This is a genomic window from Paenibacillus sp. FSL K6-2859, from assembly GCF_038008265.1.
GTDB classification, from domain to species: Bacteria; Bacillota; Bacilli; order Paenibacillales; family Paenibacillaceae; genus Paenibacillus_AQ; species Paenibacillus_AQ nitricinens.
In genome coordinates this window covers 4,595,018-4,618,586 of record NZ_JBBOYU010000001.1, presented here as the reverse complement: position 1 = coordinate 4,618,586, position 23,569 = coordinate 4,595,018, and the positions used below count along the sequence as shown (strand labels likewise).

General features: G+C 40.9%; 22 protein-coding genes. 17 read left to right on the top strand and 5 right to left on the bottom strand.

Features of this window, described 5'->3' with window-relative positions; genetic code table 11:
* Positions 1-4: 4 nt before the first annotated feature.
* The 5 genes from MHB64_RS20680 (at position 5) to map (ending at position 8,602) form a co-directional block, all read left to right on the top strand.
* Entirely contained in the window at positions 5-379 is a 375-nt protein-coding gene (locus MHB64_RS20680) for a response regulator transcription factor (protein ID WP_094870215.1), read from the top strand.
* On the top strand, positions 363-3,623 hold the full coding sequence (locus MHB64_RS20675) for an ATP-binding protein (RefSeq protein ID WP_094870214.1): 3,261 nt from the start codon (positions 363-365) through the stop codon (positions 3,621-3,623). The genes MHB64_RS20680 and MHB64_RS20675 overlap by 17 nt, the downstream gene beginning before the upstream one ends.
* Before the next feature lie 258 nt (positions 3,624-3,881).
* Positions 3,882-5,744 (top strand): assimilatory sulfite reductase (NADPH) flavoprotein subunit, encoded by a 1,863-nt coding sequence (locus tag MHB64_RS20670; protein ID WP_341136107.1) that lies wholly within the window; start codon positions 3,882-3,884, stop codon positions 5,742-5,744.
* 45 nt (positions 5,745-5,789) lie between these two features.
* Entirely contained in the window at positions 5,790-7,514 is a 1,725-nt protein-coding gene (gene cysI, locus MHB64_RS20665; RefSeq protein WP_094870213.1) for an assimilatory sulfite reductase (NADPH) hemoprotein subunit, read from the top strand.
* A 341-nt stretch (positions 7,515-7,855) separates the two neighbouring features.
* Positions 7,856-8,602, top strand: a complete 747-nt coding sequence (gene map / locus MHB64_RS20660) for a type I methionyl aminopeptidase (RefSeq protein WP_094870212.1) — start codon at positions 7,856-7,858, stop codon at positions 8,600-8,602.
* 81 nt (positions 8,603-8,683) lie between these two features.
* Here the strand turns inward: map and MHB64_RS20655 are convergent, their stop codons facing one another.
* On the bottom strand, positions 8,684-9,088 hold the full coding sequence (locus MHB64_RS20655) for a CBS domain-containing protein (protein ID WP_042189973.1): 405 nt from the start codon (positions 9,086-9,088) through the stop codon (positions 8,684-8,686).
* Between the two features lie 181 nt (positions 9,089-9,269).
* Between MHB64_RS20655 and MHB64_RS20650 the strand changes: the two genes are divergently transcribed.
* The 5 genes from MHB64_RS20650 to MHB64_RS20630 all read left to right on the top strand — a co-directional run bounded on the left by MHB64_RS20650 (position 9,270) and on the right by MHB64_RS20630 (position 14,071).
* A complete protein-coding gene (locus tag MHB64_RS20650) occupies positions 9,270-11,378 on the top strand; it encodes a methyl-accepting chemotaxis protein (RefSeq protein ID WP_094870211.1) in 2,109 nt (702 codons plus the stop codon).
* A 284-nt stretch (positions 11,379-11,662) separates the two neighbouring features.
* Positions 11,663-11,863 (top strand): cold-shock protein, encoded by a 201-nt coding sequence (locus MHB64_RS20645; protein WP_036685790.1) that lies wholly within the window; start codon positions 11,663-11,665, stop codon positions 11,861-11,863.
* Positions 11,864-11,984: 121 nt separating this feature from the next.
* Positions 11,985-12,212: a helix-turn-helix domain-containing protein gene (locus tag MHB64_RS20640; RefSeq protein WP_094870210.1), complete on the top strand. Its 228-nt coding sequence runs from the start codon at positions 11,985-11,987 to the stop codon at positions 12,210-12,212.
* 240 nt (positions 12,213-12,452) lie between these two features.
* A complete protein-coding gene (locus tag MHB64_RS20635) occupies positions 12,453-13,547 on the top strand; it encodes an LCP family protein (RefSeq protein ID WP_094870209.1) in 1,095 nt (364 codons plus the stop codon).
* A gap of 44 nt (positions 13,548-13,591) precedes the next feature.
* Positions 13,592-14,071 carry a DinB family protein gene (locus MHB64_RS20630; protein ID WP_094870208.1) on the top strand — a complete coding sequence of 160 codons (480 nt, stop codon included), beginning with the start codon at positions 13,592-13,594 and terminating at the stop codon, positions 14,069-14,071.
* Positions 14,072-14,096: 25 nt separating this feature from the next.
* Here MHB64_RS20630 and MHB64_RS20625 read toward each other — a convergent pair whose 3' ends face one another.
* From MHB64_RS20625 to MHB64_RS20615, 3 genes are all read right to left on the bottom strand, one after another.
* On the bottom strand, positions 14,097-14,306 hold the full coding sequence (locus MHB64_RS20625; RefSeq protein ID WP_094870207.1) for a hypothetical protein: 210 nt from the start codon (positions 14,304-14,306) through the stop codon (positions 14,097-14,099).
* Positions 14,307-14,598: 292 nt separating this feature from the next.
* The gene (locus MHB64_RS20620) at positions 14,599-15,906 is read right to left on the bottom strand and encodes an ATP-binding protein (RefSeq protein ID WP_280786543.1); all 1,308 of its coding nucleotides are present in this window, start codon (positions 15,904-15,906) and stop codon (positions 14,599-14,601) included.
* Positions 15,899-16,636 (bottom strand): LytR/AlgR family response regulator transcription factor, encoded by a 738-nt coding sequence (locus MHB64_RS20615; RefSeq protein WP_094870205.1) that lies wholly within the window; start codon positions 16,634-16,636, stop codon positions 15,899-15,901. Before MHB64_RS20615 ends, MHB64_RS20620 begins: the two co-directional genes overlap by 8 nt.
* Positions 16,637-16,830: 194 nt before the next feature.
* Between MHB64_RS20615 and MHB64_RS20610 the strand changes: the two genes are divergently transcribed.
* The 4 genes from MHB64_RS20610 to MHB64_RS20595 all read left to right on the top strand — a co-directional run bounded on the left by MHB64_RS20610 (position 16,831) and on the right by MHB64_RS20595 (position 19,313).
* Positions 16,831-17,742, top strand: coding sequence for an ABC transporter ATP-binding protein (locus tag MHB64_RS20610; protein WP_280786542.1), 912 nt, complete (start codon positions 16,831-16,833; stop codon positions 17,740-17,742).
* 3 nt (positions 17,743-17,745) lie between these two features.
* Positions 17,746-18,543, top strand: a complete 798-nt coding sequence (locus MHB64_RS20605) for an ABC transporter permease (RefSeq protein WP_341135288.1) — start codon at positions 17,746-17,748, stop codon at positions 18,541-18,543.
* A 157-nt stretch (positions 18,544-18,700) separates the two neighbouring features.
* Complete coding sequence (locus MHB64_RS20600) at positions 18,701-18,835, top strand: hypothetical protein (RefSeq protein WP_256989810.1); 135 nt, start codon at positions 18,701-18,703, stop codon at positions 18,833-18,835.
* A 118-nt stretch (positions 18,836-18,953) separates the two neighbouring features.
* A complete protein-coding gene (locus tag MHB64_RS20595; RefSeq protein WP_094870202.1) occupies positions 18,954-19,313 on the top strand; it encodes a hypothetical protein in 360 nt (119 codons plus the stop codon).
* A 34-nt stretch (positions 19,314-19,347) separates the two neighbouring features.
* Here the strand turns inward: MHB64_RS20595 and MHB64_RS20590 are convergent, their stop codons facing one another.
* Complete coding sequence (locus MHB64_RS20590) at positions 19,348-20,610, bottom strand: serine hydrolase domain-containing protein (protein ID WP_341135287.1); 1,263 nt, start codon at positions 20,608-20,610, stop codon at positions 19,348-19,350.
* Between the two features lie 66 nt (positions 20,611-20,676).
* On the opposite strand from MHB64_RS20590, the gene MHB64_RS20585 reads away from it, so the two are divergent.
* Genes MHB64_RS20585 through MHB64_RS20575 form a run of 3 tightly spaced genes read left to right on the top strand, consistent with a single transcriptional unit; the run spans position 20,677 to position 23,569 of the window.
* The gene (locus MHB64_RS20585; protein WP_341135286.1) at positions 20,677-21,360 is read left to right on the top strand and encodes a response regulator transcription factor; all 684 of its coding nucleotides are present in this window, start codon (positions 20,677-20,679) and stop codon (positions 21,358-21,360) included.
* 2 nt (positions 21,361-21,362) lie between these two features.
* Positions 21,363-22,637 (top strand): HAMP domain-containing sensor histidine kinase, encoded by a 1,275-nt coding sequence (locus MHB64_RS20580; protein WP_341135285.1) that lies wholly within the window; start codon positions 21,363-21,365, stop codon positions 22,635-22,637.
* 26 nt (positions 22,638-22,663) lie between these two features.
* The gene (locus MHB64_RS20575) at positions 22,664-23,569 is read left to right on the top strand and encodes an ABC transporter ATP-binding protein (protein ID WP_341135284.1); all 906 of its coding nucleotides are present in this window, start codon (positions 22,664-22,666) and stop codon (positions 23,567-23,569) included.

Genomic DNA, 23,569 nt, shown 5'->3' with positions numbered 1-23,569 from the left:
GAATATGCAAAAAATAATGGTAGTGGATGATGAAGAAGTATTACGGATGTTAATCGAGGATACATTGGAAGATTTGGAGAATGTTGAGATTCACACAGCGGAGAATGGGTTGGAGGCGCTATCTAAGCTGTCAACGGATCCTTATGATCTGGTGATTCTGGATTATATGATGCCGGAAATGACAGGGATTGAAGTGCTTCAGCAGCTGGATGAGGAGAAGAAGAAAACTACAGCTATATTAATGTTGACGGCCAAGGCTCAAGATGTGGATCGACTTCGCGCTGTTGAAGCAGGAGCACGTTATTTTATGCCCAAACCCTTTAGTCCGATGGAACTCTTGCAGATTGTGGAGGGGATCCTAAGTGACGAAGAGAAGTAACGCTAATCACAGTATCAGAAATAGGTATTTTCGTATCATTGCGCTTGTTTTCGCTTTAATCATCCTTATGGGCTCGGTATTTTTCTTTTTCATTAACGATGAACAGAACAAATTAAGTAGAGACCGAGAAATTCTGCAAAATAAGGCGGATACGATTACCGATTTGGCGAGTGCTTTAAATGAGGTGTTTTTCCGTGCCAGGGGATTCAGCGCTCTTAAAAGTGATAACGAATTAAAGCTCCTGAATGTAGGACTAATTAACTTTGATAAGATTCTGGATACCTATTCCAATCTCAATCTATCTCCCGAAGAAGCTTTGTTCAGAGATGGTCTAAAGGCCTTTTATGTCCAGTATAAAAATAAAACGTTACCTGAAGCGATTCGGCTAGTTGAGGCAGATGACTATGTGGCTTTGCGTGCTCTGTCCGCAGATGGTACCACTAAATCAGTGAATGATTTTCTTGGCTATACGGAAGAGTACAAAAAACGCTCGGATGAAGCCTTAAATACTATGGCTATGGATTATATTAAACAGGCAAATGAATTTACCTTTATCGCATTTTTTATAAGCGCGATTATTCTGTTGTTCTTTACCTTTATGATCTGGCGGATTCTAAAGAACCTCATTGACCCTATTCTGAAGCTGGAAGGGGCAACGCATTCACTGGCTGCCGGTGAGGAAATTCTTCTGGGCAAGCTTAAGCATCAAGATGAAATTGGCCGACTTTATAATGCTTTTCTAAATATGGCCAGAAGTATTCAGGACAAAGAAGAAGAGTTGATGATGCAGAATGAAGAGCTGCACGCTCAGCAGGATGAGCTTCAGGATCAGCAGTATAGGCTGCAACGTTCACTCAGTGAAATTGAGAGCATGATGAAAGCGCTCGATCAGTCATCTGCCGTCGGTATCCTTACCGCTAAAGGTGTGTTTACTTACGCCAATGAGAACTTAAGTGAATATACCCGCTATAAGAAATCGGAGATTATCGGCTATACATATAGACTTTTTGAACTTTATAATGTGTCTCCTGAAGAATTCCAAAAAATCAGCAATAAATTAAGTACGGGCGGAGTATGGAGCAATGAGCTTCAGATTGTAGCCAAAGACGGATTGCCGATCTGGCTGCATCTGACGATTGTGCCATACTTGAATGAAGAGGGTGTAATTTATCAGTACATCCTTATTGCGAACGATATTAACTCTATGAAGAGCGTGCAGCAAGAGCTTGCTGAGACGCTGAAAAATACGGAACAGACTAAAAAGATGCTTGAGCTAAACAACCAGCTGAATCATGATATTACCTACACGTTAGATAAACATGAATTTGCAGATAAGTTTATTGAATTTATGCATCATCTGTATTCCTTTGATTCAAGCTTCTTCTTGCTAGTAAAAGATAAGATTGCAGCTGTTAAAGGGATTCCTCAGGAAAATGTTGAGCGTTATCTCGATAGTGAGAACAATGAAATGTTATATCGTTTAAAGACTGAAAAGACCTATCTGATTAAGCGTTTAGCTACGCAATCGGAGCAGGGAATCTCTTCGGATGAGGTCTACTGTTATGACTTCTACACGACTGTTGTGAATGCAGAAGATGAGATTCTAGCTGTATTTTGCGGAACCCGGATTGGACATTCCTTCAGCAAAGAAGAGATTAATGAGGTTCAAGGGATGATGAACCGCGTAGCTCTGGCGATTGAACGTTTGTTTATGTATGAAGAGATTGAACATGGACGGAAGCTGAATCGAGATATCGTCAATAACGTAAATGAAGGCATTCAGTTCGTGAATACTGATGGCATGATGCTGCAGATGAATAAGGCGCTCTGCAGCATAGTGAATTATGAATGGAACGAAGGTACCTTGATCCCTAGACAAGAATGGATGGATTATTTCATCGAACGCTCGAATGAGAACCAAGAACTTGGGTCGTTTTTTGAACAAGCAATTTCTGAGGATGCTCTGGAGTCAAGCAGTATGCAATACTCCATTGGAACGGAATCCAAGAAGCATATTGATGTTTATGCGATTCCTGTATTCCGACGTGAGCTCCGGATTGGTACATTGTTCGTATACAGAGATATCACTAGGGAGTACGAGCTGGATCTTATGAAATCCGATCTTGTTAGTACAGTAAGCCATGAGCTGAGAACGCCATTGTCGAGTGTACTAGGATTCACGGAATTGCTATTGTCCAAAACCATGAAGCCGGAGAAGCAGCTGAAGTATCTGGAGACGATTCATAAAGAAGCGAAGCGGTTGACTGAGCTCATTAATGATTTTCTGGATCTGCAGAGAATGGAGTCAGGAAAGCAGCAGTATATTACGGAGCATGTGAATCTCAGTGAAATTGTACTAGGGGTTATCGATCAATATAAGCTTAGCAGCACACATCATGTGCTTCTGGTGGATGAGGCTCTAAATGCGGAAGTAGATGTGGACAAGGATAAGATTGTTCAAGTTCTAACGAATCTGTTAAGTAATGCGATCAAGTTCTCGCCTACTAACAATGAAGTCAAAGTGCTGTTGCATAATGAGCCAGACCAGATTATTGTGCGTATTCAAGATAACGGTCTCGGGATTCCTAAGGATCAAATAGGCCAGCTATTTCAAAAATTCAGAAGAGTGGATAATAGTGCCTCCAAAAGAATTGGCGGAACAGGTCTTGGTCTTGCCATCTGTAAAGAAATTATTGAGAAACAAAAGGGAACCATCGGTATTGATTCCGTAGAGGGAGAGGGGACAACGGTTTGGTTTAGCCTCCCCATCCTCCATGGGGACACAAGCCGACAGCAGGATGAGCTAAATAAATGGAATGCAGATAAAGAGCTTAAGCCTAATGTAATGATCGTTGAAGATGATTACAGCCTTTCTTTGCTTTTATCCGAGGAGCTGAAAGGAAAGGGCTTCAGGGTAACTCATCATTATCATCCGAAGGAAGCTTTTGACCATGCCTTGAAAACACCATTTGTTGCGATCGTGGTTGATTTGATGCTGGGAGAAGAATTGGACGGATGGGATCTGATCCGAATGCTAAAAGAGGATTCGAGAACAGAGAATATTCCGATTGTAATCTCTTCCGCTCTGGATCAATCGGATAAGAACCAATTGAATGATGTGATACAGAAGTATTTAACCAAGCCTTATCCGCCTGGTGAGTTATCGAATACGCTTGAAGAGATTGTGAAGATAAAGACAGGGGCAGGCGAGGTATTATTTCCCGAAAGTAAGAAGGATTTATAGTTTTTATTTATCACAATATTTTATAAATAGTATCATTTTTTATAATGAAACCGATCAAAACAGCTTAAATCATACTGTTTTGATCGGTTTTTATGTACTTTATAGATACTTTTTCAATAAATACCATTAATTAGGTAAAAACGACTGGATTGATCGTTTACAATTATTGTGATAGCCTGATTTTATGAGGTTCTAAAAAAGGCTCAGATAGAGGTACGGATATTAACCAGATTTCATGTTTAGGAGAGGTGGATATTGTTGCAACTACAGGTAACGAACAGTCCCTTTAACGAGAACCAAGTCGAGCTTCTCAATCGTCTTCTACCAACCTTAACGGAGACACAGCAAATATGGCTTAGCGGATATTTATCTGCAATTGGGCGTACTGCGGCAGCAGCGCCAGTGGGTGCTGAACTTCAAGCGCCATCAAACACGGTCGGAACCGCAGAGGTCGGCGCTGCCGCTACGATTCAACCTGCTGCATCACGTGAAGTAACCATTTTATTTGGTTCACAAACAGGGAATTGCCAGCGACTGGCGGGGAGCTTGTCCCGCAAGCTGGAAGAGCAAGGATTTCAGGTGACGCTCACCGCGATGAACAGCTTTAAGCCTAATGCGCTTAAGAAGGTAGAGAACCTGCTGCTGCTGGTCAGTACGCATGGCGAGGGTGATCCACCAGATAATGCACGGATGTTCCATGAGTTCCTCTACAGCAAAAGAGCACCTCAATTAGAGAACCTGAGGTTTTCAGTTCTGGCTCTGGGAGATACCTCTTATGAATTTTTCTGTCAGACGGGTAAAGAGTTCGATCAGAGGTTAGAAGAACTTGGTGGTAAGCGCCTAAGTCCACGTGTAGATTGTGATCTCGATTATGACGATTCCGTTGCCGAATGGTTTGAAGGTGTGATTGGTGCATTAAATGTAAATTTAAATGCTCCAGCCATTGCTGCAAAAGCAGTTCAAGCCGCAGAGGACGCAGAGTCACAAGAACCTCTATATACTCGGAATAATCCTTTTAAAGCAGAGGTACTGGAGAATCTGGATTTGAACGGACGCGGCTCGGACCGGGAGACTCGCCATTTGGAACTATCGCTTGAAGGCTCTAATATACAGTTTGAACCAGGGGATGCACTGGGAGTATATCCAGAGAATCATCCCGAACTGGTGGACGCTATTATTCATACTATGGGCTGGAATCCTAATGATAAGGTTCCGTTTAATAAGAAAGGTGATGAAGGAGCCTTACGTGAGGCACTTCTGCATCATTATGAAATCACTGTATTGACCAAACCTTTGCTGGAGCAAGCGGCAAAGCTGTCTGCTTCAAACAAGCTGAGTGAGTTATTAGCTCCAGATCGTGCTTCGGAGCTTAAAGCGTATATTCAAGGACGCGATCTACTCGATTTGATCCAGGACTTCTCACCGTGGGAAGGTCCAGCCAGCAGTTTTGTGACGATTTTGCGGAAGCTTCCTGCACGCCTTTATTCTATCGCTAGCAGTTATAAAGCAAACCCGGATGAGGTTCATCTAACCGTCAGAGCTGTACGTTATGAGGCTCACGGTAGGGCACGTTACGGTGTCTGCTCAGTGCATTGCGCAGAAAGAGTAGAACCGGGGGATACACTGCCTATTTACATTCAGCATAATCCTAACTTTAAGCTGCCTACTAATCCGGATGCACCGATCATCATGATTGGACCGGGCACAGGTGTTGCGCCATTCCGCTCTTTCTTAGAGGAACGTGGAGAGCTGGGAGCGGAAGGGAAATCTTGGCTGTTCTATGGGGATCGGCATTTTGTAACAGATTTCCTCTATCAGACTGATTGGCAGAGAATGCTAAAGGATGGCGTTCTAAGTAAGCTGGATGTAGCCTTCTCACGTGATACCGAAGAGAAAGTATATGTACAACATCGTATTTTGCAAAAGAGTCGTGAGGTTTATGAATGGCTGCAAAAAGGTGCTCATATCTACGTTTGCGGTGACGAGAAGTACATGGCGCATGATGTTCATTCTGCCCTGCTTACAGTGATTCAGAGTGAGGGTGGACTGAGCCCTGAAGCGGCAGCGGCTTATCTGGAAGATATGCAACAGACGCAGCGTTACCAGCGTGATGTCTATTAATGGATAGATGGAGTTATCGAATGACTTCGGGGGGAGATAACAACAATGGCAAACAATGAGAAGGTTAAGCCGATCGGCGGGCCTCCTAGTGATGTAGAGCATATTAAGTCGGAGAGTAACTATCTGCGGGGTGCATTGGTTGAGACACTAAGCAATCCGATTACGGGTGGTCTACCTGAAGATGATAATCGGCTGCTAAAATTTCACGGAAGCTATATGCAGGATGACAGAGATTTACGCAATGAACGGGAACGTCAGAAGCTGGAGCCGGCATTCCAGTTTATGCTTCGCGTAGTTGCCCCTGGTGGTGTAGCTACACCGGAACAATGGCTGGTGATGGATGATCTGGCACAGAAGTATGGTAACGGAACCTTACGTCTAACTACAAGACAGGCATTTCAAATGCATGGTGTGCTTAAATGGAACTTAAAGAAGACCATTCGGAGCATCAATGATACGCTAATGACGACCCTTGCAGCTTGTGGGGATGTTAACCGTAACGTAATGAGCAATCCGAATCCTTATCAATCTGAGGTGCATGCAGAAGTCTATGAATGGGCGCGCAAAGTTAGTGACCATCTATCCCCACGAACTCCCGCTTACCATGAAATTTGGCTAGACGGTGAAAAGGTAGTGGATAGTTTAGGAGATCGTGCAGAAGTTGAACCGATCTATGGTCCGGTATATTTACCGCGTAAATTCAAGATTGGTCTTGCGGTACCCCCTTCAAATGACGTAGATGTGTTCTCGCAGGATCTAGGCTTCATCGCTATTCTTGAGAATGATAAGCTGGTAGGGTTCAACGTTTCTGTAGGCGGCGGTATGGGAATGACGCATGGCGATACCAGCACGTATCCTCAGCTTGGCCGTATCATTGGTTTTTGCCGTCCTGATCAATTGATCGATGTAGCGGAGAAGACAGTAACGATTCAGCGGGACTATGGAAATCGTTCTGTCCGCAAAAATGCACGGTTCAAGTATACGATTGACCGCCACGGTTTAGAATGGTTTGTCGGTGAGCTGCATGAAAGACTCGGATGGCAGCTTGAGGCGGCACGTGATTACCATTTCGATCACAATGGAGACCGCTATGGCTGGGTGAAGGGTACCAATGGAAAATGGAATTTGACGCTTTATATCCAAAGCGGACGGATTCATGACCAAGAAGGGTACACATTGATGACTGGACTGCGGGAAATTGCCAAGATTCATACCGGGGATTTCCGGCTTACGCCGAATCAGAATTTAACGATTGCTAACGTAACCACTGCCAAAAAGCGAAAAGTGGCTGAGCTGGCTAAACAACATGGACTTACAGATGGAGCTCATCTATCTGCGCTACGACGCAGTTCAATGTCTTGTGTGGCACTACCAACCTGCGGACTTGCAATGGCTGAAGCGGAACGTTATTTGCCTTCGTTGATTGATAAGCTAGAGCTTGTCCTTGATGAAGCTGGTCTCCGTGAGGAGGAAATCGTGATCCGGATGACAGGTTGTCCTAATGGGTGTGCAAGACCGGCACTAGGCGAAATCTCGTTTATTGGTAAAGGTCCAGGCAGATATAATATGTACTTGGGAGCAGGTTTTACGGGAGATCGCTTGAACAAAATGTATAAAGAAAACATAGATGAAAAAGAAATTCTGGAGACACTGGAGCCGATTCTTCATCATTATTCGAAAGAACGTCTGCATAGTGAGCATTTTGGAGATTTCGTAATCCGTACAGGTTATGTAAAGGCGGTTACCTCAGGTCTTAATTTTCATGACTAATCTAATATAGATTGAAGGGGTGTCCCGGAGCCTACATTATGGCTGCTGGGGCACCTCTTTGTTAGTTGATTTTTTGGTTTTAAACTTTAACGGTTGCTCGTTGTCGAGTGGATTGGAGCTAAGTTAGATTGAGTGGGACGGATAAGATGCTATCGGACTCAGATGATCTAATATTTTCATTAGAAAAAGGGATTCCTTTTAGAATGTGTATGAAAAATATATTTTTTTGCATAATGATTTGGATTTCTCGTGTTTTTCTTTCATAATATAAAGGGGAAACTAAATACAAAAGAAGAGCCATTGCCCGAGAGTGATGTGTTCTGTACAGAAGAGGCGATATTATGATTATCATGAAAACGATGGAAGAGATCGAAAAAATGCGTGCGGCGGGAAAAATTCTCGCTGAATGTCATCGTCAAATTGCGCAAATTCTACAGCCGGGAATTACCACCTGGGAGATTGATGAATTTGCAGAAAAATTTATACTGTCTCAAGGAGCGACTCCTGAGCAAAAGGGATATAACGGATATCCGTACGCAACCTGTGCATCTGTAAATGATGTAATCTGCCATGGCTTTCCGAAGAAGGAACCACTTAAAGATGGAGATATAGTAACCATAGACATGGTAGTTAACTTAGAGGGCTGGTTGGCAGATTCCGCTTGGTCATATGGGATTGGCAACATTAGTGAGCAGGCGACCAAATTACTAGACACCACAAAAGAATCTTTATTCCGAGGGATCGAGCAGGCAGTTGCAGGCAACCGTATCGGGGATGTTGCTCATGCTATTCAAGTTTACGCAGAGTCTAATGGTTTTTCTGTTGTGCGTGATTTTATTGGCCATGGGATTGGTTCAGAAATGCATGAAGCACCAGAGGTACCTCACTATGGTCCGGCTGGCAGAGGACCCCGTCTTAAAGAGGGGATGGTATTTACCATTGAGCCGATGCTGAACACAGGCAGCTATAGAACAAAGATTGATGCCGATGGTTGGACTGCACGTACCATTGACGGCGGTCTGTCAGCACAGTATGAACATACATTAGCTATCACCCCTCAAGGAACGATTATCCTGACTGAACTATAATTTAGGGTGGAAAATAGACCTGATTAGCTTCATCTTCTCATGATGTTGCTGATCAGGTCTATTTGTTGTTCAACTAATCAATTAATCAGTAATGTTGCGAGTATAGTATTCAATGATATCTTTTCGACGAATAATTCCGACAAACACGCCTTCTTTATCAATCACAGGAACAAAATTCTGATCTGCGGCGAGCGTCAACATATCCTCCATTTCGGCATTTATGAGAACGCTCTCGTTATGGACATGCTTCTGGATATCGCTTACTGGAACTTCTCCTATATTGTCAAAAGTTAGACCTGCTGTGTTTTTCAGCTTCCACAATAGATCACCTTCCGAAAGTGTTCCTACATATTTTCCTTCATTATCAATAATAGGGATAGCCGTATAATGGTGCTGCTCTAATTGTTCTAAGGCTTCCAGCATGGATAGTGAGTTAGTGATATAGGCAACTTGATCTTTAGGCAACAAAAAAGAGGATATTTCCATCGGCATGAACTCCTTTGTATTGAGATTTTTTTAGTTAGGCTACTTTTATTTAAACATACTTTTTGAAGAGATAGGTGTTTTAAATTTTATTATTTAATTATAGGTAAAAAGACCTATTAAATGACAGTCGCATTTTGTCGATTAAAGATAAGGTATATTATCCTAGAGTGGAGTTGTTCAGATGGCGTTGTATCGTAGGCTTTCTTTAACGGTTAAATTTGTTCTGGTAGTAAGTTTAGTTATCATTGTTATCTTTTTCTTTAGTTTAGTTGCAAATCTGCAAAATCTGCGTAATGTGAGTATTTCGAATGGTGAACTTCAAGCGGAGGTTGCCGGACGAAGTTATGCGGAATCCATCCAGAATACTATGATAGACATGGAGTCAACAACTAAGGTATTCGCAGAAGTGTTGCTGGAATCAAGAGAACATCAGACCTTAAGTCGTGAGGATGTTATCTCTACAATGAAGGCTATGCTTGAGAACAGACCTGAAATTTTGGGTATTAGCACATTATGGGAGCCGAATGCCTTCGATCAAAAGGATCAGGCTAATATAAATAAAATGCCGTACGACGACAACACAGGGCGTTTTGTTCCTTATGTTGTTAAAAATGAGGGTTCAATTACGATTGAAGCTTCGAAAAATTACGAAGTAGAAGGCACCGGAGATTACTACCTTATACCTAAAAAAAATAAGAAACCGATCTATCTTGAACCGTATTCTTATGAGACAACTGTTGGGTCTATGCAGATGATTTCGATTATACAGCCCATTGTAACCAATTCGGGTACTTTTCTTGGGACTGTGGGATTTGATATCTCGCTAGCAGAGCTTCAGGCAAAAGCGGTTAATTATAGACCTATGGGAGGTTATGTTGCTCTTATTTCAAATGATGGGAAATATGTAGCGAATCCTAATGATCCACAGAGTGTACTTAAAGATTTTGGGGATACGGAAGAGAAAGCTGCATTGTGGAGACAAGTGAAGAACGGGAAGAGTGTACAGGGGTATACCAATAATTCCAAAGGAGAAACTGTGCTCCGAATTTTTGTTCCAATCCAAATGCCAAAAAGTGAACAGGTATGGTATACCCAGACAGCCATTCCTAAATCTACAATTATGGCGGACTTCGAACAAGCCAAAACAGAATCTTTTATTATCATGTTAGTTGGGATGACGATTTTAGGACTAGTTGTAGGCTTTCAACTATGGTTGATGGTGATCAAACCGCTTCGAATGTTATCTGAGAAATTGCAGCTTATGTCTCAAGGGGATTTAACCCAAACCTTGCAGGTTCGAAATAATGATGAATTCGGCAAGATGGCTACGCATTTTAATCAGATGACACATAAGCTTCGAGAAATGTTTGGACTTGTAGCTGACTTGTCGATGTCAGTGGGTGCTACTTCTGAAGAGTTGACAGCGAACGCTGAACAGACAGGGAAAGCTGCTGAACAGATTGCTGTGGCTATTGGACGAGTCGCCGAGGGAGCGCAACTGCAGAATGGTTATGCAGGAGAATCTTCTCTGGCCATGAGCGATCTTAGCGTTGGAGTGCAACGTATCGCTGACTCTTCATCAGCGGTGTCTGCATCTGCCGATGAAGTAACCGATCAAACGAAGAGAGGCAGTGCACAGCTTCAAATGGCGGTGAACCAGATGACAGAGCTTAAGCAATCCGTGGACGAGACGAGTCTGGCGATTGAACGACTAGGTGAAAGATCTGTACAGATTAGTGGGATTATTGGTCTGATCTCGAGTATCAGTAAACAGACTAATCTATTGGCATTAAACGCAGCGATTGAAGCATCCAGAGTGGGTGAACAAGGTCGTGGATTTGCTGTAGTAGCTTCGGAAATACGGATGTTGGCGGATCAAACGAAACAAGCTGCCGAACAAGTTACTGAATTAGTCGAACATGTTGTCCAAGATACTAATAAAGCCTCACAGGCTATGGCCGTTGGTAATGAACAAGTACGTATCGGTGTGCAGGGTGTATCTGACAGTGATCTTTTGTTTACATCGATTCTTGCTGAAATGACACAGGTTACAGATCAGATTCAGGAGGTATCTGCAGCCGCACAGCAGATGACCGCTGGTACAGAGGAGATTTCAGCTAGTGTCAAAGTATTAGCCGATCTTGCATCGGAAGCTTCCGCAGATTCACAAAGTGTAGCAGCAGCGTCAGAGGAGCAGCTTGCTTCTATGGAAGAGATAACTGCCTCGACGGAATCCCTCAGCTCAATGGTGCAAGATTTGCTGGATAAATTGTCTTATTTTAAGATTTAAAATAATTGAGATGTTGTAATTGTAAGTGGGAAACCCGGTTCTTTTCTAAAGGATCAGGGTTTTTCCATTTCTTACATAATCTAAAAGGTATCTAGATGGCATCGGATGTGCTATAATCAATATATCGAAAGTAGTTACCTGCTAATTCACATAGCGTAGAGGGTTATTCTTAAGATGACAATAACCTTGTACCATATGTGAATTTTTATTTTTTTAGAGATTTTGTAAGAGATTTTTTTGGGATAAGAATAACATGTAAATTAAAAAAAGGTGGTAATTATATTATGCAAACAGGAACAGTGAAATGGTTTAACGCGGACAAAGGCTTTGGTTTTATCGAGGTTGAAGGTGGAGAAGACGTATTCGTACATTTCAGCGCAATCACTGGTGACGGATTCAAGTCTTTGGATGAAGGACAACGTGTAGAATTTAACGTAGTTCAAGGCAATCGTGGTCAACAAGCTGAGAATGTTGTAAAACTCTAAAGTTGTGAAAAAAATCCCCAAACTTATAGTTTGGGGATTTTTTTAAATATAAGAAATTATAAGTTTCACACAATACTATATGTCTTATATTTCTCGCTTAGTTGAAAGGTGGCGGATGTAAGTGCAGGTGTTTGAAGACTGGAATTTAAAAGTGAAGAAAACCTTTAACGCTACAAGCAACAAGGAAGTATTGACTGTGTCTGAAGCCGGTAGTTTACTTGGTCTGTCTAAAGATCAAATGAAAAGTTATGTAGACCAGCATAAGTTAACCAAAGTCCCAATTATGAGAAGTGTTGTCAGGTATCTTATACTGAAAAGTGAAATCGATACGATCCTGAACAAAACCTAATGTATTCTCAATAAACTTTGCAGACCCATCCTTCATAGGATGTGGTCTTTTTTTTTTTTTGCCTCAAAAATTTCTTATAAAAAGAAACTTATCGATCCAATGATCGTCTATAATTATGGGATATTTAGGTAATGGGGTAGGCATAAACAGTAATAGAAGTTTAAACGTAATTGTGTGGAATAAAAGGTGATGTTCATTAATGGTGAGAAGTCGCATAAACAGAAAGGGTAATTCATCCAAATGAAAAATAAACAGAGCACTCATCCATCTGCTTCATTTACTTTAAGCAGAATCGAGAAAAAGAAAGTGAAAAAAAATAAAATCAGTAAAAAAATGAAAATTTGGTACTTTTCGATGGCTATCGTACTTATTATTGGACTGGGATCTTTTATTTTCCGTAAAGAATTAATGATTTTTGGGTTTAATAATGTTGTAGCCCCAACGATTGAACACACCCTTAAGGACTCCTATGTGCCATTAGAAGACAGCGGAGAACCAGGATTACAACCAACGATAGAAAATAAAGACCGTCCTTTTTCTCTCCTTCTACTAGGCACCGATCAGCGTGGCAAAGAAAACGGGCTTTCTGATTCCATTATTTATACAGTTATTCGACCTGAAGACCATAAAGCACTGCTCGTCTCCATTCCCCGTGATTCCTATACAGAAATTATTGGAGCAGAAAATATCAAAGGAGCAAGAAAAGAAACCAAGATTAATGCGGCACATTCCTACGGAGGTCCTCAAATGAGTGTGGATACCGTTAAGAATCTTTTGAATGCGCCAATTGATTACTATGCTACGATTAATTTTAATGGGCTTGTGGGTGTTACAGATGCTCTTGGAGGAGTGGTGCTTCCAATCACCAAGGTGATAGAGAATAAGAGTCCCGATCATGAGAAACTAAGAATTGAGCCGAACAAACCGATCTATTCCGGTAAGGAAGCTTTAATGTATGTAAGATATCGGGAAGATTCTGATTTTAAGAGAACAGAGAGACAGCGGATTTTCTTGAAAGCAGCGCTTGATCGGATGAAAAGAATAGATAATATTCTTAATATACAGAACATTATCGAAATTGCTGGCAGTAACTTTAAAACGAATATGAAGTCAGATTTTATTTTGGATTTGGCTAAGAAGGTAATTCTTGAAGGTGGAACCCCTGAAATAACGAGTCATATGCTCCAAGGGGAAGGAAGACATACGGATCAATGGTATTATATACTCGATGAAAATGATGTAAAGCGTACTCATGATATGATTGAGATTTGGCTGAACCCAGACTCTACTGAGGCTGATTTAATCACTGCTTCTAAGGATGATGCTGCTGCATAATATTTTTGCTATTCTATTTTATATTCACACGGAGGTTAGCTTCTATGGCATTAAAATCAAAGGAGCAAATGATACTCGAATTTAAGTCTCTTATTCCATTCGTGAAATCATTAGAAGAGGTGCCAGATAAACATTGGGATAAGCCCATAGCTACTGGTAAATGGACCGTGAAGGATATTCTCTGTCACCTCATGCTATGGGATAAATATTTCTATGAAGGTGCTATTAAGCAGATTATTTTGAAAGAACCATTAACAACGAAACATTTGGATTTTAACGAATTTAATGCTAACGCGAGGGAGTATGCCAAATTGTTATCCAAGCAGACCTTGATTGAACAATTTGTGCTCTACAGATCTAGAATTTTAGATGCAGTCTCTGGATTAACGGATGAAGAATGCGAATTGGAATATAAGGATGGAGACCACAAGAAGTTCAGTGTTCGCAAGTATTTGAGAAGTTTTATCCCACATGATAAGCATCATAAAAAACAGATTGAACAATTTCTAAACTGCATCGAGTAGAGATGAATTGTTGTCTCCTTATGGCTTAAGCTTTAGCGCGATTCTGAACCATTTTCATGGATTGGCGAATAAGTATTGGACCGAACATGCTGCCAGCATAGGCGGCTATAAAAGAATGTAAGGGAAACTTTATAGCGAAATAAATGACCGATCCAGCTACAAAATCAATAAGAATGAATTTCTTGATCTCGGATAGTGGGATTGTGACGAATACAAATGATTCTTTATTTTTCAAACCGTTGGCCTCCTATTTGAAAATGTTTCAAAATAAATCCACTATTCATTCTATTTTGAGAACAAGATGTCCCATTCGAAATATTTAGACTAACGGCATACGATCATTACCATCGGGCTTATAAGACCATAATATCTGGGGTACGAATTTCCCTATGTGGTACGGTGAAGATGCAGTATTTCGTTTTCGTCTAAATTTACAATCGAACCGTAAGTAAAATAATAGATGTACTTGTGACTGAAATGCACCCCTTAGAATAAACATTGGAAAACCTTCTGGGCCCGATGTCTTTCTAGGAGGTGCATTTTTGCTCAGTTTCTGCAACTGATAAGATCTCAATGTTAAAAAGACAAATTTCCACTTGGAAAATTTGGTTTTCATAGGTAATATCCCATATTCCGCCGATTTCTTCTACCGCATTCTTTACGCTTTTTAGACCGATACCATGAAAATGCTTGTCTCGTTTTGTTGTGGCTAATTCTCCGAAATGATTCGTACGTATGGAATGCTGATATGGATTCTGTATTCTGATAAATAAAGTACCCTTATGATAATGAAGTTGGAACTTAATATAAGGCTGAGTCACACCTGGATGCTTGCATGCTTCTATAGCATTATCAAGGGTGTTCCCTAGAATAATGCTAAATGCATAAGCATCTAGGTCAAGCTGAGGTGGAATCTTAATATCTGTTTGAAAGGAGATACCCAGCTTTTTGGCAAATTGCGACTTGTAATTAATGATAGAGTCGATTAGGATGGAGCCGGTATTACTTTCACCTGAAGAGAGTTCTATTACTCCAAGAAGCTTATCTACATCATTCAGTCCGGCTTCTTTTTCCCCAGCTTGTAATTGAGACCTCAGGCCGAGCAAGATATTCCTGAAATCATGTTGAAACGTAAAGACTTCTTGCTGCCTTTCTTTCGTGAGCAGATACTGGTTCATATAGTAGGTGTTCTGCTGTTCCAACAAGTAGTTTTTATTCTGTGCCGATTGTATGGTTAATACACGATCACACAAAAGAATGATCAGGAAGTTGATCAACAGCATTCCTCCGGACAAGGCCGGATACAACGCCGGATATTCCCGCAATGACAGCTCGCCCGATAATTTTGCAATACTGAGAATACTGATAAACGGAAAGCAGAACAACCCGATCCAATACCAACTGCTTAGACTGCCCTCGCCAAAAGCTTTGGTAAAACGAAGCGTGATCTGTACCAGTATAAACATCAGAATCTTAGACAAAAACAAGGTAAAGATGTATCCGCTTGTCGTATACACAGGTGCAGTTGCTGCATCTGAAAGAATAATCAGTGCGACTATAAATAAAGCAGCACCAATACGCCATTGTATTTTTCCTTTATACAAAAAGGACAATAGAACGATCCCCACTATATTAAGCCCTAGCATCCATAAGCCTGGAAGTGGGCTGTTATGAAGGAGGAGTACGAAAATATAATAAGCAGTGTATACGGAATAAAGGATTACTTTGGATTCCCAAAGCCGTGGGAAACAATGATCATAGAAATAATGAATGATAAATGGGAGAGCTGCCAGTGTGAGGGCATAGAACAGCTCATCCAGTAGAATATTATTCAAGCAGACTCCCCCTGAATTGCAAATAACTCTTTTTCACTACGGTGCTTTGCTTATCGCTAATCGGAAGTTCTTCCCCACTCGTTAATACAATTTTTTTGCCCTGAATTTGTTTTATGTAATCGAAATTCACAAGATACGATTGATGAATCCGCACAAACTGCTTCGAAGGTAGCTTTCCTTCTTCTATAGATAAAGTACTGTAATATTCCGTTTGATCTTCCGTTGTTTGCAAAATGATTTTTCGGCGATCACTTGCCAAGTACATAATATTACGGATTGGAATCAGTAGTTTAGTTCCACTTTGGTGTACAGGCAGTAATTTTGGTTGATTTTGCTGACGCTTGACCTTTATTTGCTGAATCATAGAGAGTAGTTTTTTTTCAAAAGACTCGTTATGTATAGGCTTCTTTATAAAACCGGAAGGTTGAACGTCAAATAGTTGAACATGATATTCTTCGTGGCTCGATACGTAAATCAACCGAACCCTATCATTATCACAATCTCTCCGTAATATATGACCCGCTGTTATTCCGCTTATTCCCTTCATTTCTATATCCATAAAAATAAGATCAAATGGACAACCATGTTGTATGGCTTTCGTGAAACTTTCACCAGAATAGAATATGGATACCTCTATCTTTACGGTCTGCTGAATGGGATGGTTAAGGATCAATCTCTCCATATATTCTGTTGCCTTGAAATCATCATCACAAATAGCAATATGTATCATGTGAAATTCCCCTCCTGTGTTATAAATAATAATACATTATATGGGATTATAATCAACCTTTATCCTTTTAGGGATCACTTGGAAGTGGCGAAAGTTACATTTATTCCCGTGTTTTTTACCATAACGATTAGTAATTCTAGTAAACATGCTAATTTAATATCAATTAGTAGCAGACGGTATGGAGGAGTTGAAAAATGAATACAACAATCTTTGAAGCTGAGGGATTAACTAAACAGTACGGCAGTGCAAATGCGCTTCAAAATATAAATATGAAGATTAAACAGGGTGATATCTATGGCTTTGTAGGTGAGAATGGAGCAGGTAAAACCACACTCATGAAAATAATTAGTGGATTAGTTTATCCTACAAAAGGGACTATCCAATTGATGGGTAAAAGTAATGAGAAGGACCTCGCACGAGTCAGAAAAAAAATGGGGGTTTTAATAGAGCTACCTGCCCTCTACCCCCATATGAATGCTGAAGAGAATTTAAGCTTTTATTGCAAGATTCATGGTATTTCGGATTTCAAGAGAATTAAAGATGTGCTGAATTTAGTGGGACTAACGGATGTTGAAAACAAAAATACTACGGAATATTCTCTGGGCATGCGTCAACGATTAGGGCTGGCCATCTCCCTTCTCAACGAACCGGAATTTTTAGTTTTGGATGAACCGATTAATGGGCTTGATCCTACAGGGATTGTAGAGATGAGAAAATTATTGGCTAAGCTGGCACATGAAAAAGGGGTTACCCTCTTGATTTCCAGCCATATTTTGAGCGAGCTCCAATTGTTAGCTACCAAATTCGGGTTTATTCATAAAGGGCAGTTCATTAAGGAAGTCTCTGTGGAAGAACTCTTGCAATCAGCCGAAGCGCAAATTTGTATTAAGACCGTTGAAATAGCTGCAGCAATAAACGTGCTTAAGAACGATCTTAATATTCATTCGATCACATTGTCAGAGGCCGGAGAAATATTGGTTCCCAAGGATTTGACAGATCTTGAACAGTTAATGTCAACGTTAATTAGAAATGGAATTCCACTTGAAGGAATCAACCTGTCCACAGCGAATCTTGAGCATTATTATATGGATCTGATAGGAGAATGAGCAATGAGGGATTTTCTGAAAGCTGAGTCTTACTTTATAAGAAGGGATATCATGTTTAAGGGAATTTCACTGCTGTTCCTTATAGCAAGTCTGGTATTAGCAATCTGGATTGGCGGTAAATCTGGTTTTGAAATCGGTAATCTCGCGGAACCCTTAACGATTGTGACACCTTTATCTTTACTTTTTTATTTTATTATTCCAGTCTATGTATGTTTTTTTGCCACCGAAGGATTTGAATATGGATCTATCAAAGTTATTCTGGCTTCCGGACAAAGTAGGTTTATCTATATCACGGGGAAATACCTTTCTGTTTTTAAAATTATTATATGGTGGATTTTACAATTTACAGTAGTGTTTTATCTCGCTTATATGATAGCTGCTTTGATAATCGGGACTGACATCGGTAATCGTAATTTTTCTGCTGACTTGATTCAGGTTTCCCGTGTACTGGGATTAAATGTCCTTTATTTATCAGCTTATGCTGCTCTAATCATTATGGTTGGTATTCTTATTAAAAGAACGGCTTCAGCGGTGGTTGTAACTTTTCTAATTATATTCGGCGACTTCATGATATCCGGTTATTTCCGTGATGCTTCCTCCGCATGGTTAAGGGGGATTTCAGACCATGCTTTAACGACCCAAGTTATGAAGTTTTCCGGAATTTACGTCGTTAATTCACAAAATATAGTCCTAACAGGAGCAAAGAGCTTTATGGAAGTGGTGCTAATTCCTGTGATTATTATAGCTATTAGTTTGTCTGTCACCTATATTTCGTTTGGAAAAAGAGATATACACGCGTAGATAAAAGGAGGAATTGAAATGGACAGGGGTAATAGATCACCAAAAACGATCGTTATTGTAGGTGCTTTGCTAGCTATTGTAGTTTTTGTTGTTCTTTTTGTTGGTATTGAGATGGGATGAGGCTAGTCTCAGTATATGTCGCGGGGAGTTATGTGAAATGAAATACAATGTAGTATGGATCAGTATTAAAGAGTTATTTCATCCTTACCGTAAAAACATTTGGATAATCAGTATTGTTATGTTGGTGACTTCTATAGGGAGCTTTTTGACGCCTTGGTTTACCAAGCACTGAGAAATTTCTGTCCTTAAAAAATTTCGTGCGTATGGTCACAGAGGATTATTTTAATTATCGATATAATGAAAGCGTTATCTTTTTATTGCGGTTTACTTAAATTAAAAGGAGATAAGCTATGAGAGTGAGCAAAGTTTCTTTTAACCAGCTTGTGTTTATTTGTTTAGGGATTCAATACATGTTAATGCATTTGTTCTCTGCAGGCGAGGCGATTGTCATCACATCCATAGAGCTTGTTATATACATGGTTTTTACCGTTGTTGGCCTTGTAGGATTATTTATGCGGAGCAGAAAAGTGGATAGTGAGGCGATTTCTGGATTGGTCGCGCTATTCTTCAGTGTATTATGGATGGTATCTTTATTCTCCCAATTTCGGAAAGAAAGCTACCCGGATGCTTTAACAGTAATTAATTCGCTTGGTGTAACTACTGCCTTACTTGTACTTCTCGTTGAGTTTATCATTATAGCCAAGGCCTAGGGCAGACACGAATCAAAAAACAAGACAGGTCTATTTAAGACTTGTCTTGTTTTTTGTGCATCCCCAGAAATGAAAGCTCACCCTGAGCATTCCGCTTAAATTCATATTCCGAATCATGCTTCGTATGATGGAATCTTGTTTCCGAGATGGGATAAAAGGGAGTGACTTCTACATCATTCCAGACAAAATAGTAATCTTGCCCACTACGCTCCACGCTCGCTTTGCAGCCATATCCCTCATAGGTTCCCATATATGAAGCATAAATGCTGTCATCAAGAGGGAAGGCTTGTGGAGAGACAGGCACCCTTTCAGGTTCACCAAATATTAATCCAGCTAGAGATTCCGTTAATTTGGTGACGGGTACGCAATCGTAATTGGTCAACATGATGACGCTTGTTTGATCTTCAGGATATCTATGTAGTTCACTTCGGAAGCCGCGGTAGGCGCCGCCGTGATACATTCTTTTTCGATCAAAACGTTCGTCCAAGAACCAACCAAATCGATATTTGAGATTACTGGAATGAAAAGCCATCTCAAGGGTGTTATGAGACACTAATTGATCGGAGTACAAGGCTTGATCCCACAGGAAAAGATCGGCAGCCGTCGAATACATCCCGCCAGCGGATAAGATAGAGCTCATATCTATGTATTCCCCCTGAGTATACTCTCCCCAAGAAGAATGATAAGGCGAGGCTGATTTTGGAATAATCTGCTGATTGTTATAAACTCCTGTATTTACCATGCCCAGAGGCTGTAATATAAAAGTAGTGATATAATCTTCAAATGTCATCCCTGTAATCTTCTCAATAATCATCCCCAGCAAATAATAACCTGAGTTGTTATAGGCAAATGAAGTGCCAGGCATAAATGCAGGGGGTTGACTCACAAATAGCTGTAACATCTCTTGTGGAGTCAGCTTTAGCTTATTTAATTTTTGATTATATTCGGGTATGGAAGTGTAGTTGGCTATACCAGAGGTATGTCCCAGCAGGTGAAGGATGGTAATCCCCTCTAGTTGATGCTGCTGAGGGAGATATTTTAGGATTGGATCCTCCAGTCTAATACGTTTTTGTTCTTTTAGCATCAGGATAGCCATGCCAGTGAATGATTTGGTAAGTGACCAGATCCGGAATTTGGTATCTAAAGTATTCGCGACCTGATGTTCAAGATTGGCATATCCGTACGCTTTATGTAACTTGATTTCTCCACGCTGAGCTAGTAAGACTGTGCCACTTAATGGCCAGCTTTGTTCGTATTTATCTAAATAGTGCTCCAGACGCTGGAATTGTGTATCCACAGGTAACCCCTCCTTAAAGGCATATTCTAACATATTAATAAATTCTGTTGAAGCGGAGAGAAATCGATGAGATATGATTGTTTGATTATTGATGATGAAATTGAGCTTGCGGAGACCACCTGCGAATATTTTAATTTGTTTGATGTTCAAACCGCATTTGTTACGAGCGCCGATGCCTGCCGGAGCTTTTTGTGTGAGCATCAGGTGTCGATGTTACTCCTTGATATTAATTTAGGCGGTGAATCCGGCTTTCAGTTATGCAAAGAGCTGCGTCAGACGACCGGGATTCCCATCCTGTTTATTAGTGCCCGCTCCAGTGAGGATGATGTATTGATTGCACTTGATATCGGGGGAGATGATTATATTCATAAGCCGTATACCCTGAGAGTGTTGCTGGCAAAAGTAAAAGCGGTGCTTAAACGGTACAACAACGAAGTTGTAGCCGAGTCCTCTCTTCTTGAATCCGGCCCCATCCAGATTGATCCCGAACTCAGAAGGGCAAGTCTTAACGGCGTACCCCTCAAGCTGAAAACAATGGAATATAAATTGCTTAAGTTTTTGATCCAGCATAAAAATCGGGTAATCCCTAAAGAGGAGCTATTTACAGAGGTATGGGGGGATGTTTTTGCGGGAGATGGCACCTTAAATGTACATATCCGTCATCTTCGTGAGAAGATTGAGCAGAATCCTAACGATCCACAGTACATCCGTACCGTATGGGGTATCGGTTATGCTTTTGAGGATAAATAGCGATGACTAAAAAATTGCTACTGGCCCTAATGCTCACTATACTCGCTGCAAGTATAACTCTCTTATTCCTGATATTCAATTTGAAGGTGGAGACCTCCACAGACCGAGTGGCGATCAATACCATCGTTAAGCTTACAGAGCAGCATTGGGATAAAATTGATCCGAAACTGTACATGGAAAGTCCTTATGATTTCGCCATTATCGATACGTCTGGTAAATTAAAATATCAGACTGAAAATGCGATTTCCATTAGCATTAACGAAGCTATCAATAATCGGGATACCGTAGTCGACGTTGTTGTTCAGGATCAGCTGGTGGGTAAAGTAATTATTAATAATGATTACTGTACGATTTTTATACATATGAAACAACAATTTATACAAGTTTCTGTTGCGATGCTGCTTTTGCTTACAATTCTCGGCATCCTCTATATTTGGTTCCTGAATAGATCCATTCTTCGTCCATTTCGCAAAATGCAGCTATTTGCGAACCATATCGCAAGAGGTGATCTTGAAGTGCCACTTGCGATGGATCGTAATCATCTATTTGGTGCCTTTACCGAAAGCTTCGATATGATGCGGGAAGAGCTTGCGGCGGCTAGGCATAGTGAATATTTAGCGAACAAGAGTAAGAAGGAGCTGGTTGCCAGTCTTAGTCATGATATTAAGACCCCCGTCGCTTCGATGAAGGCGATTACGGAACTGATGTTATTAAGCGCAAGAGATGAGAAGACAAGCAGACAGCTAAACACCTTATATTCCAAAGCGGATCAGATTGATCGCTTGGTCACAGACATGTTCCATTCCACCTTGGAGGAGCTGAATGAACTAAAAGTCAGCTTAACGGAGGAGCATAGTCATCTGCTGACCCAAATTATAAATAATGTGAACTTCTACGAACGAATTTCAGCTGCATCTGTGCCAGACTGCATCATTATGGCGGATCCATTACGGCTGCAGCAGGTCATCGATAATGTAGTGAACAATTCCTATAAATATGCCTTCTCCGGTACACACATCGATATTAAATTCGAGATTAGGGATCATTATCTGGAGGTTGATATTCTGGATTACGGTCCTGGTGTTCCTGAGGAGGAATTACCTTTAATATTCAATAAATTTTTTCGGGGCAGTTTAGCCGTGAGCGAGAACGGTGCAGGCTTAGGTCTGTACATTTCTCGTTATATGATGCAAAAAATGCAGGGCGATATTGTATGCTCCAATCGGGAGGATGGATTTACTGTAAAGCTGCTGATTCCTTTAGCAGGAAAGAATTAAGAATTCGCTAAGGATTGCACAAAGACATGTTAAGAACATTTAACGTACGATTAGGTTGCAATTACGAATCAGCCAGTGATTGCAGCCATTATATTGTGCGAGAGCAAGGTTTACTGTTAACGCAATTAATGAGCATGAACGTAAATGGAGTGTTCAACATGAACGAAGTGAATAATAAAGTATTGATGCAGACCCATAAGCTTGGAAAAACCTTCTCCCATGGAGGAACTCAGCAGCATGTATTAAAAAATCTAGATCTGACCTTATATCATGGTGATTTCACGATTATCATGGGCAGCTCTGGTTCTGGTAAATCAACACTGCTGTATGCCATTTCGGGAATGGATAAGCCAACGCTTGGAGAGGTTTTGTTTGAAGGTCAAGATATTACGGCGATGAGTAATGATCAGCTGGCGATATTCCGGCGGAAGAACTGTGGATTTGTGTTTCAGCAGATCCATCTACTCGATTCAATGAGTGTCCTCGACAATGTATTATCAAGTGCTTTTCTTGTACAAAAGGATAGGGCCGGGGCTGTGGAAAAAGCCAAAAAGCTGCTCTTAGATGTAGGCTTGGATGACTCCATCTGGGGGAAGTTTCCGGCGCAAATCTCTGGAGGTGAAGCTCAGCGTGCCGGAATTATCCGGGCCCTGATCAACAGTCCAAAAGCGGTATTTGCTGATGAGCCAACTGGAGCGCTAAATAGCTCAGCTGGAATAGGGGTACTGCGTGTCCTAACCGAGGTGAATAAGCAGGGGCAAAGCATAATTATGGTAACACATGATCTCAAAACTGCGCTGCGTGGTAATCGGATCTTGTATCTGCAGGATGGAGTAGTCATTGGAGATTTGCGCCTTTCCCCTTATAGCGAAGATAGTGGACCTGAACGGCAACAGCAATTACAGTCCTTTCTGACCGAATTGGGGTGGTAG

Coding starts and splice junctions, on each gene's coding strand:
- MHB64_RS20680 (WP_094870215.1), top strand. CDS start 5: ATGCAAAAAATAATGGTAGTGGATGATGAAGAAGTATTACGGATGTTA.
- cysI (WP_094870213.1), top strand. CDS start 5,790: ATGGCAAACAATGAGAAGGTTAAGCCGATCGGCGGGCCTCCTAGTGAT.
- map (WP_094870212.1), top strand. CDS start 7,856: ATGATTATCATGAAAACGATGGAAGAGATCGAAAAAATGCGTGCGGCG.
- MHB64_RS20655 (WP_042189973.1), bottom strand. CDS start 9,088: ATGGAAATATCCTCTTTTTTGTTGCCTAAAGATCAAGTTGCCTATATC.
- MHB64_RS20650 (WP_094870211.1), top strand. CDS start 9,270: ATGGCGTTGTATCGTAGGCTTTCTTTAACGGTTAAATTTGTTCTGGTA.
- MHB64_RS20645 (WP_036685790.1), top strand. CDS start 11,663: ATGCAAACAGGAACAGTGAAATGGTTTAACGCGGACAAAGGCTTTGGT.
- MHB64_RS20635 (WP_094870209.1), top strand. CDS start 12,453: ATGAAAAATAAACAGAGCACTCATCCATCTGCTTCATTTACTTTAAGC.
- MHB64_RS20630 (WP_094870208.1), top strand. CDS start 13,592: ATGGCATTAAAATCAAAGGAGCAAATGATACTCGAATTTAAGTCTCTT.
- MHB64_RS20615 (WP_094870205.1), bottom strand. CDS start 16,636: ATGATACATATTGCTATTTGTGATGATGATTTCAAGGCAACAGAATAT.
- MHB64_RS20610 (WP_280786542.1), top strand. CDS start 16,831: ATGAATACAACAATCTTTGAAGCTGAGGGATTAACTAAACAGTACGGC.
- MHB64_RS20605 (WP_341135288.1), top strand. CDS start 17,746: ATGAGGGATTTTCTGAAAGCTGAGTCTTACTTTATAAGAAGGGATATC.
- MHB64_RS20600 (WP_256989810.1), top strand. CDS start 18,701: ATGAAATACAATGTAGTATGGATCAGTATTAAAGAGTTATTTCATCCT.
- MHB64_RS20595 (WP_094870202.1), top strand. CDS start 18,954: ATGAGAGTGAGCAAAGTTTCTTTTAACCAGCTTGTGTTTATTTGTTTA.
- MHB64_RS20585 (WP_341135286.1), top strand. CDS start 20,677: ATGAGATATGATTGTTTGATTATTGATGATGAAATTGAGCTTGCGGAG.
- MHB64_RS20580 (WP_341135285.1), top strand. CDS start 21,363: ATGACTAAAAAATTGCTACTGGCCCTAATGCTCACTATACTCGCTGCA.
- MHB64_RS20575 (WP_341135284.1), top strand. CDS start 22,664: ATGTTAAGAACATTTAACGTACGATTAGGTTGCAATTACGAATCAGCC.